This window comes from Caenimonas sedimenti (assembly GCF_007833165.1).
GTDB classification, from domain to species: Bacteria; Pseudomonadota; Gammaproteobacteria; order Burkholderiales; family Burkholderiaceae_C; genus Ramlibacter; species Ramlibacter sedimenti.
In genome coordinates this window covers 135,239-148,354 of record NZ_VOBQ01000012.1, presented here as the reverse complement: position 1 = coordinate 148,354, position 13,116 = coordinate 135,239, and the positions used below count along the sequence as shown (strand labels likewise).

Here is a 13,116-nt window from a genome sequence, read left to right as displayed (position 1 = left end):
CTACTGGCTCCCCGCGGTCACGGCGGGCCGATCGACCTGCGGCACTTCACAGGCCGGGCAGGCGTCCAGCTCCGCCATTTCCGGCCAGTCCGGGTAGCTTGCCAGGCGTTCGCCGAACACCTGGACGTGCTGCGTGATCTCGTCAGGGCTGGCACGGTGCGCCCCGTGCAGCAGCAGCGGCGGCAGGAAGCGCATCCCGCAAAGCGCCGCGGTCTGCTCGTAGGGCGGGAGGAAGGCGTCGAAGAAGTAGCGGTTGTAGCTCTGCGGGTGGTAGGAGCTCTCCGGGCCGCCCGTCGTGGCGACCAGCCAGAGGTCCTTGCCCTGGAGCGCGGTGCCGCCCGGCCCGTAGGCCCAGCCGTAGGCCAGCACTTCATCCAGCCAGAGCTTTTGCAGCGCAGGCATGGAATACCACTGGATCGGGTGCAATAGCACGATCAGGTCCGCCCCGCCGGCCTGCTGTTGCTCGGCGGCGATGTCGATGTCGTAGTCGGGGTACGCGCCGTACAAGTCGCGCACGGCCACGCCGGGGAGGCTCGCCGCGCGGTCGCGCAGCAGGCGGTTCACCCGGGATTCGCGCCAGTTGGGGTGCGCGGCCAGCAGGACCACGCGGGGGGCAGTCTGCCCGGTTGCCATCTCATCCATGCCCGCTAACATAGCGCAAACCGCCGCGCCTCCCGCGCGGCGCAATCCAGGAGCCCCCCATGCCGGTCGTGGTCGTAGCCAACCCCAAGGGCGGCGTCGGGAAATCGACGGTGGCCACCAACATCGCCGGCTACTTCGCGTCCCGGGGGCACCAGGTGATGCTCGGCGATGCCGACCGGCAGCAGTCGTCCCGGCTCTGGCTGGGCTTGCGGCCGCCCGGCGCCCGCCCCATCGCCACCTGGGAGGTGGGCGACGACCACATCGTGAAGCCGCCCAAGGGCACCACCCACGTCGTCCTCGACACGCCCGCCGGCATGCACGGCCGCATGGTCAAGGAGGCGTTGAAGGTGGCCGACAAGATCGTCGTGCCCTTGCAGCCCAGCATCTTCGACATCTTCGCCACGCGGGGCTTCCTGGATGAGCTGGCCACGTTCAAGGACGGCGCCAAGGCGAAGGTCGGCATCATCGGCACGCGGGTCGACCAGCGCACCATCGCCGCCGACAAGCTGCAGGAGTTCGTCGACAGTCTTGGCCTGCCGGTGCTGGGCACTCTCCGCCCGACGCAGAACTACATCCACCTCGCGGCGCGGGGGCTGACGCTGTTCGACGTCGCGCCCGGCCGGGTCGAACGGGACCTCGAGCAGTGGGAAGGCATTTGTCGCTGGCTGGACAGCTGAGCCGCGCGGGGTTCGTTACATTGGGGCGATGAAGATCATTGAATCGCTGGCCGCTTTGCCCGCGCTGGTCGGCCAGGAAGTGGCCGTCAGCGACTGGATCACCATCACCCAGGAGCAGGTGAACCTCTTCGCGGAAGCCACGGGCGACCACCAGTGGATCCACGTCGACGTGGAAAGGGCGAAGGCCGGGCCGTTCGGCGCGCCGATTGCGCACGGTTTCCTCACCTTGTCGCTGGTGCCGAAGTTCTTCGAGTCCGCCATGCGGATCGACAACACCAGCATGGGCGTGAACTACGGCTTGAACAAGGTGCGCTTCACCGGCCCGGTGCCGGTGGGCAGCCGGCTGCGTGCCGCGATGACTTTGCTGGCCTGCGACGACATCGACAATGGCGGCAAGCAGATGACCTGGAAAGTGCAGATCCAGCGCGAAGGAGTCGAGAAGCCGGTGTGCGTGGCCGAGTCGCTGTCGCGCCGCTATCCCTGAACGGGCAGCTTCCAAAAAAACGGCCCGCGCGAGGCGGGCCGAGGAAGGGAGGAGTCTGGGTTGCTAGCCTGCCGTGTCAGGGCCGGTTCCTTCCCAGTTGCGGGCTCGGCCGTTGGTTTTCAAACACAGCCGCTCGCAACCAAGTATTGCGTTTGTGTCCTGGATCGAAATTCCTAGGCGCCCTCGAAGCCGAGCTGCCGCCAGGCTTCGAACACGCTCACCGCCACCGCATTCGACAGGTTGAGGCTGCGCTGCCCGGGCCGCATCGGCAAGCGCAACCGCTGGGCCGGCGCGAAACTCGCCAGCAGTGCTTCCGGGAGCCCGCGCGTCTCGGCACCGAAGACGAACCAGTCTCCGGCTTCGAAGCTCACCTCATGCAATGGCCGGCTCGCCTTGGTGCTGAAGGCGAACATGCGGTCGATCCGTGGCTGTTCGGCGTCCAGCAGGGCCTGCCAGCTCGCATGCCGCCGGACTTCGGCATATTCGTGATAGTCCAGCCCGGCGCGGCGCATGTGCCTGTCGTCCATCGAAAAGCCCAGCGGCTCGACCAGGTGCAAGCTGCAGCCGGTGTTGGCGGCGAGCCGGATCACGTTGCCGGTGTTGGGCGGGATTTCGGGTTCGACCAGGACGATACGGAACATGCGGCCGATTGTCGGCTCTCAACCCGGCTCGTCGGTGCGGGCGAAGACGGCCGCGCTGACCTGGTCCGCACCGGCGGCACGCAGGGCGGCGGCGGCCGCATGCAGCGAAGCGCCGCTGGTCATCACGTCGTCGACCAGCAACACCCGCTTGCCCCGGATGTCGCTAAAGCGCAGCGGCTCCACGCCGAAGGCGCCACGCACGTTGGCGTGCCGTTCGGCGTGGGCGAGCGTGACCTGCGGTGCGGTGGCGCGCAGGCGCAGCAGCAGGCGCGCCTCCGTGCGTTCGGGCGCCAGCCGCCGCGCCAGTTCCAGCGATTGGTTGAAGCCGCGTTCCGCCAGGCGCGTGTCGTCCAGTGGCATGGGCAGCACCAGGTCGGCGCTCCGGCACGCTGCCGCGACGCCATCGACGGCGCGCAGCAGCGCGGCCAGGCTGTCCGCCCACCCCGGCTCGCCCTGGAACTTGAAACGCGCGACCAACCCGGACCAGGGATAGGCGTATGGCACGGCGGCGAAGCAGGCGTCCAGCGGCGGCGGATTCCGCAGGCAGGCGCCGCAGGTGGCGAGCCCGGCGGGGACCGGCAAGGCGCAGCGCGTACAGCGCGGCTGCGGTGCCGCGAACCGCGCCGTGCACGCCGCACAGACGGGCTGGGCCGGCCAGGCGCCGCAGACGGCGCAGCAGCTGGGCGCGGCCGCCGCGAAGAAGTTGGGCAACCAGCCGGTCCGCATCGGGTCAATATACTCGGCGCCCCATGGCAGCAGAACGTCCACCCACCATCGCGCCCGCCGCGGCCGCGCGCTGGGAGCGAGCCGCGCCACCGCAGTCCCCCTGGCTGCACGAAGAGGTGGCGCGCCGCATGGAGGACCGCCTGCAGTGGATCAAGCGGACGCCGCGTGCCTGGGCCGACTGGCAGCCGGCCCGAGGCGGCCTGGAGGGGCATGGACTGGTGGCGCGGCGCTACCCGGCGGCCGCGTGCCACGTGGTGGAGCACCAGGCGCGGCACGCCGAGGCCGCCCGCGCGGCCCTCGCCAGGCCGTGGTGGCGCCGTCTGGGTGGCCCGCCCCTGGCTTTCGATGTGCCCCCCGACGATTCGCTGGACATGCTCTGGGCCAACATGCAGCTGCACACGGTGGCCGACCCGCAGGCACTGCTGGCGCAGTGGCACCGGGCGCTGGCGATCGATGGCTTCCTGATGTTTTCCTGCCTGGGGCCCGACACCCTGCGCGAGCTGCGTGCGGTCTATGCCCAGGCCGGCTGGCCACCGCCGGGACACGAATTCACCGACATGCACGACTGGGGCGACATGCTGGTCGGCCAGGGCTTCGCCGAACCGGTGATGGACATGGAGCGGTTGACCCTCAGCTTCGAGACACCCGCACGCCTGCTGGCGGAATTGCGGGAGCTGGGCGCCAACCTGCACCCAGAACGCTTCCCGGCGCTGCGCGGCCGCGGCTGGCGGCAACGCCTGGAAGCCGCCTTGTCCGAAGGGCTGCGCGGCGAGGATGGCCGGCTCCACCTGACGTTCGAGGTGATCTACGGCCATGCCCTGAAGCCGGTCCCGCGGGCCCGGGTCAGCGAGCAGAGCGCGGTTTCCCTGCGGGACATGCGGGCGATGCTGCAATCCGACCGGGGCGTCCGGCGGTAGATTTCAGCGTAGTTTTCCCCCTGCTCGCGGGTTCACCCCGGCGGACCCGGCGGGAAGGCCCCCGGGCACAACGGATACAATGCGCGGTTGATTTTTCGTGCGTCGCCTGTGCCGAACCCCGTCTTCCGTTTCGCCACTGTCCAGGGCCAGAACATCCACTGGTTCCTGAGGCGGAACTGTTCTGTGACGCCGGCGCAGTTGGGCTGGGTCTACGGATCGCTTTGCGTCGTGTCGCTCGGGATCGGAACGTTCTTCTGGTTCCAGGGCGCGCTGCTGATCCTTCCCTTCGCCTGGCTGGAGCTGGCCGCGGTGGGGCTGGCCTTCATGGCGTATGCGCGCCATGCGGCCGACGGTGAGCACATTTCGCTGCAGGGGCGGCGGCTGGTGGTGGAGCTCGAGAACGCGGGCCGGCTGGAGCGGGCGGAATTCGACCGCGACCGCGTCCGGGTGGAGCCGGCCGCGGACGACCGCTCGCTGATCGAGGTGTCGGGGCAGGGCCGCCGGATGACCGTGGGGCGCTACCTGCGGCCGGAACTGCGGCCCGCGCTGGCGCGCGAGATCCGCCAGGCGCTGCGCGAGGAATGAAACGGATTTTTGAAGGCTTGAGGCTGAAAACGATGACGAGTAATTCCAAGTTCGGAGCGCTGGCGGCGGCGGCTGCCGCATGCGCCGGCACGGCCCACGCCGTGCAGGACCTTCCCGGCGGCCCCGCGGTGCGCCAGCTGAACCTGCACGAGGCCGCCACCCGCATCGCGGTGGAAATCTCCTGGCTGCACTGGTTCATGCTGATCACCTGCATCGTGATCTTCATCGCCGTGTTCTCGGTGATGTTCTATTCGATCTGGAAGCACCGCAAGTCGGTCGGCCACAAGCCCGCCAACTTCCACGAGTCGGTCACGGTGGAAGTGATCTGGACCATCATCCCCTTCCTGATCGTGATCGGCATGGCGTTGCCCGCCACCAAGGTGCTGGTCGCCTCCAAGGACACCAGCAACGCCGACCTGACCATCAAGGCCACCGGCTACCAGTGGAAGTGGGGCTACGACTACCTGTCCGGCGAAGGTCAGGGCGTCAGCTTCCTCTCGACGCTGGACAGCACGCACCGCGAGATTTCGAACGACGGCGCCAAGGGCGCGGACATCCCCACGGACTACCTGCTGAAGGTGGACAACCCCATGGTCGTCCCCGTCAACAAGAAGATCCGCATCATCACCACGGCCAACGACGTCATCCACGCCTGGGGCATCCCCGCCTTCGGCGTGAAGCAGGACGCCATCCCCGGTTTCGTGCGCGACACCTGGTTCCGCAGCGAGAAGACCGGCGATTTCTACGGCCAGTGCTACGAGCTGTGCGGCAAGGAACACGCCTACATGCCGATCCACGTGAAGGTGCTTTCGGCCGCCGACTACAGCAAGTGGGTCGATGGCGAGAAGAAGAAAATGGCGGCCAAGCAGGACGACCCCACCAAGGTCTGGACCATGACCGACATCGTGGCGCGCGGCGAAAAGGTCTACGCCAACAACTGCGCCGCCTGCCACCAGGCCAACGGCAAGGGCGCCGGCCCCATCAAGGCCCTGGACGGTTCGCCCATCGTGCTGGCCGCCGACAAGAGCCAGGAAATCGCCATTGTCCTGAATGGCAAGGGCGCCATGCCCGCCTGGAAGCAGCTGTCCGACACCGATCTGGCGGCCGTGATCAGCTACACCAAGAACACGTGGTCGAACAAGACCGAGCAGCTCGTGCAGCCCGCCGAAGTGCTGGCTCAGCGTGGCAAGTAAGACGAGGTAAACCATGAGCGCAGTTCTCGATCCCCACGGCCACGCCCCCGGCGATCACGCCCACGACGACCACCACGACCACGCGCCCGCCGGCTGGCGGCGCTGGGTCTACGCGACCAACCACAAGGACATCGGGACGCTGTACCTGCTGTTCGCGTTCTTCATGCTGATGTTCGGCGGCGTGCTGGCGCTGCTGATCCGCGCCGAGCTGTTCCAGCCCGGCCTGCAGATCGTGAACCCGGAGCTGTTCAACCAGCTCACCACCATGCACGGGCTGATCATGGTGTTCGGCGCGATCATGCCGGCCTTCGTGGGCTTCGCGAACTGGATGATCCCGCTGCAGATCGGCGCGCCCGACATGGCGTTCGCCCGCATGAACAACTTCAGCTTCTGGCTGATGGTGCCCGCGGGCATCATGCTGCTGGGCTCGTTCTTCATGCCCGGCGGCGCCCCAGCCGCCGGCTGGACGCTCTACGCCCCGCTCACGCTGCAGATGGGCCCGTCGATGGACGCCGGCATCTTCGCGATGCACATCCTCGGCGCCTCGTCGATCATGGGCTCGATCAACATCATCGTCACCATCCTCAACATGCGCGCCCCGGGCATGACGCTGATGAAGATGCCGATGTTCGCCTGGACCTGGCTGATCACCGCCTACCTGCTGATCGCCGTGATGCCCGTCCTGGCCGGCGCGATCACGATGACGCTGACCGACCGCCACTTCGGCACCGTGTTCTTCAACCCCGCCGGCGGCGGCGACCCGGTGATGTACCAGCACATCTTCTGGTTCTTCGGCCACCCCGAGGTCTACATCATGATCCTGCCGGCGTTCGGCATCGTGAGCCAGGTGGTCCCGGCTTTCGCCCGCAAGCGCCTCTTTGGCTACGCCTCGATGGTCTACGCGACGTCGTCCATCGCCATCCTGTCGTTCATCGTGTGGGCGCACCACATGTTCACGACCGGCATGCCAGTGACCGGCCAGCTGTTCTTCATGTACGCGACGATGCTGATCGCCGTGCCCACGGCCGTGAAGATCTTCAACTGGATCGCGACGATGTGGCAGGGCTCGATGACCTTCGAGACGCCCATGCTGTTCGCCGTGGGCTTCATCTTCGTGTTCACGATGGGCGGCTTCACCGGCCTGATCCTGGCGATGGCCCCGATCGACCTGCTGCTGCAGGACACCTATTACGTGGTGGCGCACTTCCACTACGTGCTGGTGGCCGGCTCGCTCTACGCGATGTTCGCGGGTGTCTACTACTGGATGCCCAAGTGGACGGGCGTGATGTACGTCGAAAGCCGCGGCAAGATCCACTTCTGGTGGACGCTGATTGCCTTCAACGTCACGTTCTTCCCGATGCACTTCCTGGGCCTGGCCGGCATGCCGCGCCGCTACGCCGACTACCCGATGCAGTTCGCGGACTTCAACGCGATCGCCTCCGTCGGCGCCTTCGCCTTCGGCATCGCGCAGGTGTACTTCTTCTTCTTCGTCGTGCTGCCTTGCATGCGCGGCAAGGGTGAGCCCGCCCCGCAACGCCCGTGGAACGACCCGGACGGCAAGGGTGCGGAAGGCCTGGAATGGGAAGTCCCGTCGCCGGCGCCCTTCCATACCTTCGAGACGCCCCCGCGCCTGGACGCGACCGCGACGCGCATTCTCGACACGCGCGTGCAGCCGGAGCGCAAGGAAGCCGTGCACGTCGCCCCGGAGGCGCCGAAAGCCGCATGATGGCCGACGACGAGCAACGCAAGAAGAACGTCCGCATGGCGCTGGTCCTGGCGTCCATCGTGGTCATCTTCTTCGTCGGCTTCATCGCCAAGACCTGGTTGATGGGGCGCTGAAGCGATGACGGCCCGGCGCGACGAGAACCTGAAGATGGTGCGCAAGCTCGCCGTGGTGGCGGTGGGCATGTTCGGGTTCGGCTATGCGCTGATCCCGATCTACAAGCACATCTGCGAGATCACCGGCATCAACATCCTGGCGCTGGGCGAAAAGCAGGTGCCGGGCGCCTCGACGGCGGCGGCCAACTCGCAGGTCGACAAGAGCCGGACGATCACGGTGGAATTCGACGCGAACGCGCGCGGCCCCTGGCAGTTCAAGCCCGCGCTCGCATCGATCCAGGTGCATCCGGGCCAGCTGGCGACGGTGATGTACGAATTCCAGAACGTGCAGAACCGGGCCATGGCGGCCCAGGCCATCCCCAGCTACGCGCCGCGGCAGGCTTCCGCCCATTTCAACAAGCTGGAGTGCTTCTGCTTCAACCAGTACCAGCTGGCGCCGGGTGAGAAGAAGCAATGGCCGGTGGCCTTCGTGATCGACCCCAAGCTGCCGAAGGACGTGACCACCATCACGCTGTCTTACACGTTTTTCGAGGTGGGGTCCAAGACGCCGCCCGCGCCCTTATGAAACTGCTCGAGACGGTCCAGGCGGTGGCCTGGGCGTTTCTGGGCATCCGCAAGAAAAGTGCATACGAAAAGGACCTGGGCAAGCTGAATCCCTTCCACATCATCGCCGTGGCCCTGGTGGCCGTCGCGCTGTTCGTCGGAGCCCTCATCGCCCTGGTCAACTGGATCGTCTGAAGAATTGCAAGAATCGAGAATCAGGAGTCTTTGATGAGCGCCAGCGCCCACGGCACCACGCCGCACTACTTCGTCCCCCAGCCCTCGCGCCATCCGGCGTTCGCCGCTTTCGGGCTGTTCTTCCTGTTCTTCGGGCTCGCCAACTGGATCAACGGCGCCGACTGGGGCGTGTATTCGTTCGCTTTCGGCCTGCTGTGGCTGTTCGGCGTGCTGTTCCAGTGGTTCCGCGATTCCATCCGCGAGAGCGAAGGCGGGCAGTACGGCCGCAAGATCGAGCTCTCGTTCCGCTGGAGCATGAGCTGGTTCATCTTCTCCGAGGTGATGTTCTTCGGGGCCTTCTTCACGGCGCTGTGGTGGATGCGCGCGCATTCCGTCCCGGAGCTGGGCGGCATCGACAACTCGCTGCTTTGGCCGGACTTCAAGGCGATCTGGCCCAGCCGCGGGGTCGGCGCAACGGCGTCCCCGGCGGGCATCATCGAGCCCTTCCAGACGATGACGCCGTTCTGGTTGCCGACGATCAACACGGCGCTGCTGCTGTCCTCGGGCGTCACGCTGACGATCGCGCACCATGCCCTGCGCGAAAACCACCGCGGCCGCACGATCGCCTTCATGTGGCTCACCGTGCTGCTGGGCCTGGTCTTCCTGTTCGTGCAGGGCTACGAATACTTCCACGCCTACAGCGACCTGAACCTGAAGCTGACCTCGGGCGCGTACGGCTCGACGTTCTTCATGCTGACCGGTTTCCACGGCTTCCACGTGTTCATCGGCATGCTGATGCTGCTGTTCATCACGCTGCGCCTGATGAAGGGCCACTTCACGGCCGACAAGCACTTCGGCTTCGAAGGCGCCGCCTGGTATTGGCACTTCGTGGACGTGGTGTGGCTGGGCCTCTACATTCTGGTCTATTGGCTCTGAGCCGGACCGGACCCCGACGAGAAAGGGCCGCTTGCGCGGCCCTTCTTATTTCGAGAGCGGAATCCCCGTCGGCTGGATGTAGCCGAACTTCCAGGCGAGCAGGATGCACACGAACAGCAGGATCGAAAAGCCGACACGGAACGCCAGCGCGCGCGCCATGTTGCTGGTCTTCGGCTTGCCGTCCTGCCCGTCCTTCATCATGAAATACAGGGCCGAAGCCAGGCTGCCGAGGATGGCCACGAACGCAAGGACCACGAGGTACGTCATGGCCCCGATTATCGGCGGGCAGGCATGCGCGGCGTGAAAGCGGGGCTGATCGCGCTGGCGGCTGCTTTGGGCGTCGCCGTGACGCTGGGGCTGGGGTTCTGGCAGTGGGGGCGGGCCCAGGAGAAGATCGCGCTGCACCAGTCGATGGAGGCGCGCCAAGCCCTGCCGCCGGTGGCGGCTGATGCGTGGGCGGGTGCGTCCGCGCCAGGCGACCTGCTGCATCGCCGGGTCGTGCTGCGGGGGGCCTGGGTGCCCGAGCGCACGATCTACCTCGACAACCGGCAGATGCGGGCCAGGCCGGGCTTCTATGTGGTGACGCCGTTGCGGCTGGCCGGCTCCGGCGGCGTGGTCCTGGTGCAGCGCGGCTGGGTGCAGCGCGATTTCAGCCAGCGTGACCGCCTGCCCACGGTGCAGACGCCGGCCGGCGAGGTCGAGGTCGCCGGACGCTTGGCCCCGCCGCCCGCCAAGCTATATGCATTCGACCAGGAAGAGAAGGGCGCCATCCGGCAAAATCTCGACCTGGGCCGCTTCCGGGCCGAAACCGGCCTGCCCCTGCTGCCCCTGTCGGTGCAGCAGACCGGCGCGCCGTCGGAAGGGCTGCTGCGCGACTGGCCGCAACCCGCGACCGGCGCGGACAAGAACTACGGCTACGCCTTCCAGTGGTGGGCCATGAGCGGCCTGATCACCATCCTCTATGTCTGGTTCCAATTCATCGTCCCCCGCCGCCGTCGAGCCGCCCCCGGTGCATGACCAGCCGCTGGGGCTGACTGTGCATTCGCTGCCTGTGCCACAGGAAGCGGCGCTGGAGGACGCGCGCCGCACCGCCACCGGCCGCTGGAAGATGCTGGCCGTGCTGCTGGTCTGCGCCGCTCCGGTGATCGCGTCCTATCTCACCTACTACGTCATCCGTCCGGAGGGCCGCCGCAATTTCGGCGAGCTGATCGAGCCGCAACGGCCGGTGCCAGCCCTCACCGGCACCGATCTGCAGGGGAAGACGGTGGCCCTGCCGTCGCTCAAGGGGCAGTGGCTGCTGGTCAGCGTGGCCGGCGGGGGCTGCGATGCGGCCTGCGAGAAGCATCTGTACCTGCAGCGGCAGTTGCGTGAAGGCTTGGGCAAGGACAAGGAGCGGCTGGACTGGGTCTGGCTGGTGTCCGATGGTGTGGCGCCGCGGGACGCCTTGAAGGCGGCGCTGGCGCAGGCCACCGTGGTCCGCGTCGACGGCCCGCAGCTCGCGCAATGGCTGCAGCCTGCGCCGGGCCAAGCCCTGCCGGACCACCTCTACGTCGTCGACCCGCTGGGTCACTGGATGATGCGTTTCCCGCCCGGGCAGGACGCCGCGCATGCGGCGAAAGTCCGCAAGGACCTGGAGCGCCTGATGCGCGGTTCCGCCGGTTGGGACAAGCCGGGCCGCTGATGGACACGCAGCCCCTTTACGACCTCGCGCCGGTGCTCCAGTTGATGCTGCTCGGCATCGCGGTGGCGCTGGGCCCGCTCGCGTGGGTGTGGCTGCGCAACAAGCAGGCCGCGCCGGCGCAGCGCCTGGCCGCACTGACGGTGCTGACGCTGTTCCTCACATTCGATCTCGTGCTGTTCGGCGCCTTCACCCGCCTCACCGATTCCGGCCTGGGCTGCCCCGACTGGCCGGGCTGCTACGGCAACGCGAGCCCGAGCGGGGCGCATGCCGAGATCAGCCAGGCCCAGGCGCAGATGCCGACGGGCCCGGTGACGCACGGCAAGGCCTGGATCGAGATGGTCCATCGGTACCTGGCCACGGGCGTCGGCGTGCTGATCCTCACCCTGGCGGTGGCGACGTGGATGCAACGCAAACGCGGGGTCCCGGTGAGCCCCTGGTGGCCTGCGCTCACCCTGGTGTGGGTCTGCCTGCAAGGTGCCTTCGGTGCGCTCACGGTCACCATGAAGCTGTTCCCGGCCATCGTCACCCTGCACCTGCTGGGCGGCATGCTGGGGCTCGCGCTGCTGTGCCTGCAGGCGGTGGCTTACGCCCAGGCGCAGCGCGGGACCGGGCCGCAACTGCTGCCGGGGAACCAGCGTGCAGCCTTGCTGGCGGCGTTCGGGCTGCTCTGGCTGCAGATCGCTTTGGGTGGCTGGGTCAGCACCAACTACGCTGTGCTGGCTTGCAGTGATTTCCCGGCGTGCCAGGGCGCCTGGTGGCCAGCAATGGACTTCCGCCAGGGCTTCGAGCTGTGGCGCGAACTGGGCAAGGCAGGGAGCGGGGAGCATGTCACCTTCGCCGCGCTCACCGCCATCCACTACAGCCACCGTCTGGTCGCTTACGTGCTTTTCGCCGCACTGCTGGCGCTGGCTTGGCGGCTGTGGCGGGGCCCCCTCCATCGCCAGGCGCGTTGGCTGGCGGGGCTGGCCCTCTGGCAGTTCGCTTCCGGGCTGTCCAATGTGGTCCTGGGCTGGCCGTTGGTAGCCGCCGTTGCTCATACGGCCGGCGCCGCCGGCCTGGTGATCGTGTTCACCTGGGCCGTCTGCGAAAGTCGTGCAACCCCGGTTCGCGCGGGCGAGCGGGTGCGCCGGCGCGAGGTCTCCGCATGAGCCGCCGGGCCGCCCCAAGGCGAATCCCGCAGCGCGCAGCGCGAAGGGTCGTCCAGTGACCGCGACCCTGCGCCAGTTCTATGCGCTGACGAAGCCGCGCGTCGTGCAGCTCATCGTGTTCTGCGCGCTGATCGGCATGGTGCTGGCGGTCCCCGGTCTGCCGGGCAGAGGTGAAATCGCGCGGGCTGCCATCGCCTGTTTCGGCATCTGGCTGGTGGCGGGCGCGGCCGCCGCGTTCAATTGCCTGGTCGAGAAGGGTATCGACGCGAAGATGCGCCGCACCGCCTGGCGGCCGACGGCCAAGGGCGAACTCAGCGACCTGCAGGCGCTGGTGTTCTCGGCGGCCCTGTGCTCGCTCGGTTCGTGGATCCTCTACGCCTGGGTGAATCCGCTCACCATGTGGCTGACACTGGCGACCTTCATCGGCTACGCCGTCATCTACACCGTCATCCTGAAGCCGCTGACGCCGCAGAACATCGTGATCGGCGGCGCCTCCGGCGCCATGCCGCCGGTGCTGGGCTGGGCCGCGATGACCGGGACCGTGGGTCCGGAAGCGCTCATCCTGTTCCTGATCATCTTCCTGTGGACGCCGCCGCATTTCTGGGCGCTGGCGCTGTACCGCGTGGAGGACTACCGCAAGTCGGGCCTCCCGATGCTGCCGGTGACGCACGGCAACGAGTTCACGCGGCTGCAGATCCTGCTGTACACGCTGGTGCTGTTCGCGGCGTGCCTGATGCCTTTCGCCTACGGCATGAGTTCGTGGCTGTACCTCGCCGCGGCCGTGGTGCTGAGCGCGGGCTTCACCTGGTACAGCTTCCGGCTGTGGCGCGAGTACTCCGATGCGCTCGCGCGCGAGACTTTCCGCTTCTCCCTCATCCACCTGAGCGCCCTGTTCGCGGCGCTCCTGATCGATCACTATCTGCTGTGAGC

Annotated in this window: 18 protein-coding genes; 14 read left to right on the top strand and 4 right to left on the bottom strand. The window is 67.6% G+C overall.

The window, feature by feature from the left end; translation table 11 throughout:
* Window positions 1-642, bottom strand: coding sequence for a glutathione-regulated potassium-efflux system oxidoreductase KefF (gene kefF / locus FN976_RS15520; protein ID WP_432417869.1), 642 nt, complete (start codon window positions 640-642; stop codon window positions 1-3).
* 59 nt (window positions 643-701) lie between these two features.
* Here kefF and FN976_RS15515 point away from each other — a divergent pair, with 59 nt between their 5' ends.
* A complete protein-coding gene (locus FN976_RS15515) occupies window positions 702-1,319 on the top strand; it encodes a ParA family protein (RefSeq protein WP_145893944.1) in 618 nt (205 codons plus the stop codon).
* 28 nt (window positions 1,320-1,347) lie between these two features.
* Entirely contained in the window at window positions 1,348-1,803 is a 456-nt protein-coding gene (locus FN976_RS15510; protein ID WP_145893943.1) for a MaoC family dehydratase, read from the top strand.
* 173 nt (window positions 1,804-1,976) lie between these two features.
* Here FN976_RS15510 and FN976_RS15505 read toward each other — a convergent pair whose 3' ends face one another.
* Window positions 1,977-2,444: a tRNA (cytidine(34)-2'-O)-methyltransferase gene (locus FN976_RS15505; RefSeq protein ID WP_145893942.1), complete on the bottom strand. Its 468-nt coding sequence runs from the start codon at window positions 2,442-2,444 to the stop codon at window positions 1,977-1,979.
* Window positions 2,445-2,462: 18 nt separating this feature from the next.
* Window positions 2,463-3,170: a phosphoribosyltransferase family protein gene (locus tag FN976_RS15500; protein WP_145893941.1), complete on the bottom strand. Its 708-nt coding sequence runs from the start codon at window positions 3,168-3,170 to the stop codon at window positions 2,463-2,465.
* Window positions 3,171-3,193: 23 nt separating this feature from the next.
* On the opposite strand from FN976_RS15500, the gene FN976_RS15495 reads away from it, so the two are divergent.
* From FN976_RS15495 to FN976_RS15465, 8 genes are all read left to right on the top strand, one after another.
* A complete protein-coding gene (locus FN976_RS15495; RefSeq protein WP_145893940.1) occupies window positions 3,194-4,087 on the top strand; it encodes a methyltransferase domain-containing protein in 894 nt (297 codons plus the stop codon).
* 108 nt (window positions 4,088-4,195) lie between these two features.
* Complete coding sequence (locus tag FN976_RS15490; protein WP_145894076.1) at window positions 4,196-4,672, top strand: DUF2244 domain-containing protein; 477 nt, start codon at window positions 4,196-4,198, stop codon at window positions 4,670-4,672.
* Between the two features lie 32 nt (window positions 4,673-4,704).
* Entirely contained in the window at window positions 4,705-5,865 is a 1,161-nt protein-coding gene (coxB, locus tag FN976_RS15485; RefSeq protein WP_145893939.1) for a cytochrome c oxidase subunit II, read from the top strand.
* A 13-nt stretch (window positions 5,866-5,878) separates the two neighbouring features.
* Window positions 5,879-7,591, top strand: coding sequence for a cytochrome c oxidase subunit I (gene ctaD, locus FN976_RS15480; protein WP_145893938.1), 1,713 nt, complete (start codon window positions 5,879-5,881; stop codon window positions 7,589-7,591).
* Window positions 7,588-7,704: a cytochrome oxidase small assembly protein gene (locus FN976_RS29205; RefSeq protein ID WP_432417868.1), complete on the top strand. Its 117-nt coding sequence runs from the start codon at window positions 7,588-7,590 to the stop codon at window positions 7,702-7,704. Before ctaD ends, FN976_RS29205 begins: the two co-directional genes overlap by 4 nt.
* A gap of 4 nt (window positions 7,705-7,708) precedes the next feature.
* Entirely contained in the window at window positions 7,709-8,269 is a 561-nt protein-coding gene (locus FN976_RS15475; RefSeq protein ID WP_145893937.1) for a cytochrome c oxidase assembly protein, read from the top strand.
* Window positions 8,266-8,442, top strand: a complete 177-nt coding sequence (locus FN976_RS15470; RefSeq protein WP_145893936.1) for a DUF2970 domain-containing protein — start codon at window positions 8,266-8,268, stop codon at window positions 8,440-8,442. Before FN976_RS15475 ends, FN976_RS15470 begins: the two co-directional genes overlap by 4 nt.
* A 33-nt stretch (window positions 8,443-8,475) precedes the next feature.
* Window positions 8,476-9,357: a cytochrome c oxidase subunit 3 gene (locus tag FN976_RS15465; protein WP_145893935.1), complete on the top strand. Its 882-nt coding sequence runs from the start codon at window positions 8,476-8,478 to the stop codon at window positions 9,355-9,357.
* 45 nt (window positions 9,358-9,402) lie between these two features.
* Here the strand turns inward: FN976_RS15465 and FN976_RS15460 are convergent, their stop codons facing one another.
* Window positions 9,403-9,624 (bottom strand): twin transmembrane helix small protein, encoded by a 222-nt coding sequence (locus tag FN976_RS15460; RefSeq protein WP_145893934.1) that lies wholly within the window; start codon window positions 9,622-9,624, stop codon window positions 9,403-9,405.
* A 24-nt stretch (window positions 9,625-9,648) separates the two neighbouring features.
* Between FN976_RS15460 and FN976_RS15455 the strand changes: the two genes are divergently transcribed.
* From FN976_RS15455 to cyoE, 4 genes are read left to right on the top strand one after another with little or no spacing between them, the layout of a single operon-like run.
* Window positions 9,649-10,374: an SURF1 family protein gene (locus FN976_RS15455; RefSeq protein ID WP_145893933.1), complete on the top strand. Its 726-nt coding sequence runs from the start codon at window positions 9,649-9,651 to the stop codon at window positions 10,372-10,374.
* Window positions 10,319-11,038: an SCO family protein gene (locus FN976_RS15450; protein ID WP_145893932.1), complete on the top strand. Its 720-nt coding sequence runs from the start codon at window positions 10,319-10,321 to the stop codon at window positions 11,036-11,038. The genes FN976_RS15455 and FN976_RS15450 overlap by 56 nt, the downstream gene beginning before the upstream one ends.
* Window positions 11,038-12,186 (top strand): COX15/CtaA family protein, encoded by a 1,149-nt coding sequence (locus tag FN976_RS15445; protein WP_145893931.1) that lies wholly within the window; start codon window positions 11,038-11,040, stop codon window positions 12,184-12,186. The genes FN976_RS15450 and FN976_RS15445 overlap by 1 nt, the downstream gene beginning before the upstream one ends.
* Window positions 12,131-13,114 carry a heme o synthase gene (gene cyoE, locus FN976_RS15440; protein WP_145893930.1) on the top strand — a complete coding sequence of 328 codons (984 nt, stop codon included), beginning with the start codon at window positions 12,131-12,133 and terminating at the stop codon, window positions 13,112-13,114. Before FN976_RS15445 ends, cyoE begins: the two co-directional genes overlap by 56 nt.
* The last annotated feature ends 2 nt before the right edge of the window (window positions 13,115-13,116 follow it).

What these genes read in the sequence shown, in the direction of transcription:
- kefF (WP_432417869.1), bottom strand. Translation starts at nt 642, where the DNA reads ATGGATGAGATGGCAACCGGGCAGACTGCCCCCCGCGTGGTCCTGCTG.
- FN976_RS15445 (WP_145893931.1), top strand. Translation starts at nt 11,038, where the DNA reads ATGGACACGCAGCCCCTTTACGACCTCGCGCCGGTGCTCCAGTTGATG.
- FN976_RS15515 (WP_145893944.1), top strand. Translation starts at nt 702, where the DNA reads ATGCCGGTCGTGGTCGTAGCCAACCCCAAGGGCGGCGTCGGGAAATCG.
- FN976_RS15500 (WP_145893941.1), bottom strand. Translation starts at nt 3,170, where the DNA reads ATGCGGACCGGCTGGTTGCCCAACTTCTTCGCGGCGGCCGCGCCCAGC.
- FN976_RS15450 (WP_145893932.1), top strand. Translation starts at nt 10,319, where the DNA reads ATGTCTGGTTCCAATTCATCGTCCCCCGCCGCCGTCGAGCCGCCCCCG.
- FN976_RS15470 (WP_145893936.1), top strand. Translation starts at nt 8,266, where the DNA reads ATGAAACTGCTCGAGACGGTCCAGGCGGTGGCCTGGGCGTTTCTGGGC.
- FN976_RS15505 (WP_145893942.1), bottom strand. Translation starts at nt 2,444, where the DNA reads ATGTTCCGTATCGTCCTGGTCGAACCCGAAATCCCGCCCAACACCGGC.
- FN976_RS15465 (WP_145893935.1), top strand. Translation starts at nt 8,476, where the DNA reads ATGAGCGCCAGCGCCCACGGCACCACGCCGCACTACTTCGTCCCCCAG.
- ctaD (WP_145893938.1), top strand. Translation starts at nt 5,879, where the DNA reads ATGAGCGCAGTTCTCGATCCCCACGGCCACGCCCCCGGCGATCACGCC.
- FN976_RS15455 (WP_145893933.1), top strand. Translation starts at nt 9,649, where the DNA reads ATGCGCGGCGTGAAAGCGGGGCTGATCGCGCTGGCGGCTGCTTTGGGC.
- FN976_RS15475 (WP_145893937.1), top strand. Translation starts at nt 7,709, where the DNA reads ATGACGGCCCGGCGCGACGAGAACCTGAAGATGGTGCGCAAGCTCGCC.
- coxB (WP_145893939.1), top strand. Translation starts at nt 4,705, where the DNA reads ATGACGAGTAATTCCAAGTTCGGAGCGCTGGCGGCGGCGGCTGCCGCA.
- FN976_RS15495 (WP_145893940.1), top strand. Translation starts at nt 3,194, where the DNA reads ATGGCAGCAGAACGTCCACCCACCATCGCGCCCGCCGCGGCCGCGCGC.
- FN976_RS29205 (WP_432417868.1), top strand. Translation starts at nt 7,588, where the DNA reads ATGATGGCCGACGACGAGCAACGCAAGAAGAACGTCCGCATGGCGCTG.
- FN976_RS15460 (WP_145893934.1), bottom strand. Translation starts at nt 9,624, where the DNA reads ATGACGTACCTCGTGGTCCTTGCGTTCGTGGCCATCCTCGGCAGCCTG.
- FN976_RS15510 (WP_145893943.1), top strand. Translation starts at nt 1,348, where the DNA reads ATGAAGATCATTGAATCGCTGGCCGCTTTGCCCGCGCTGGTCGGCCAG.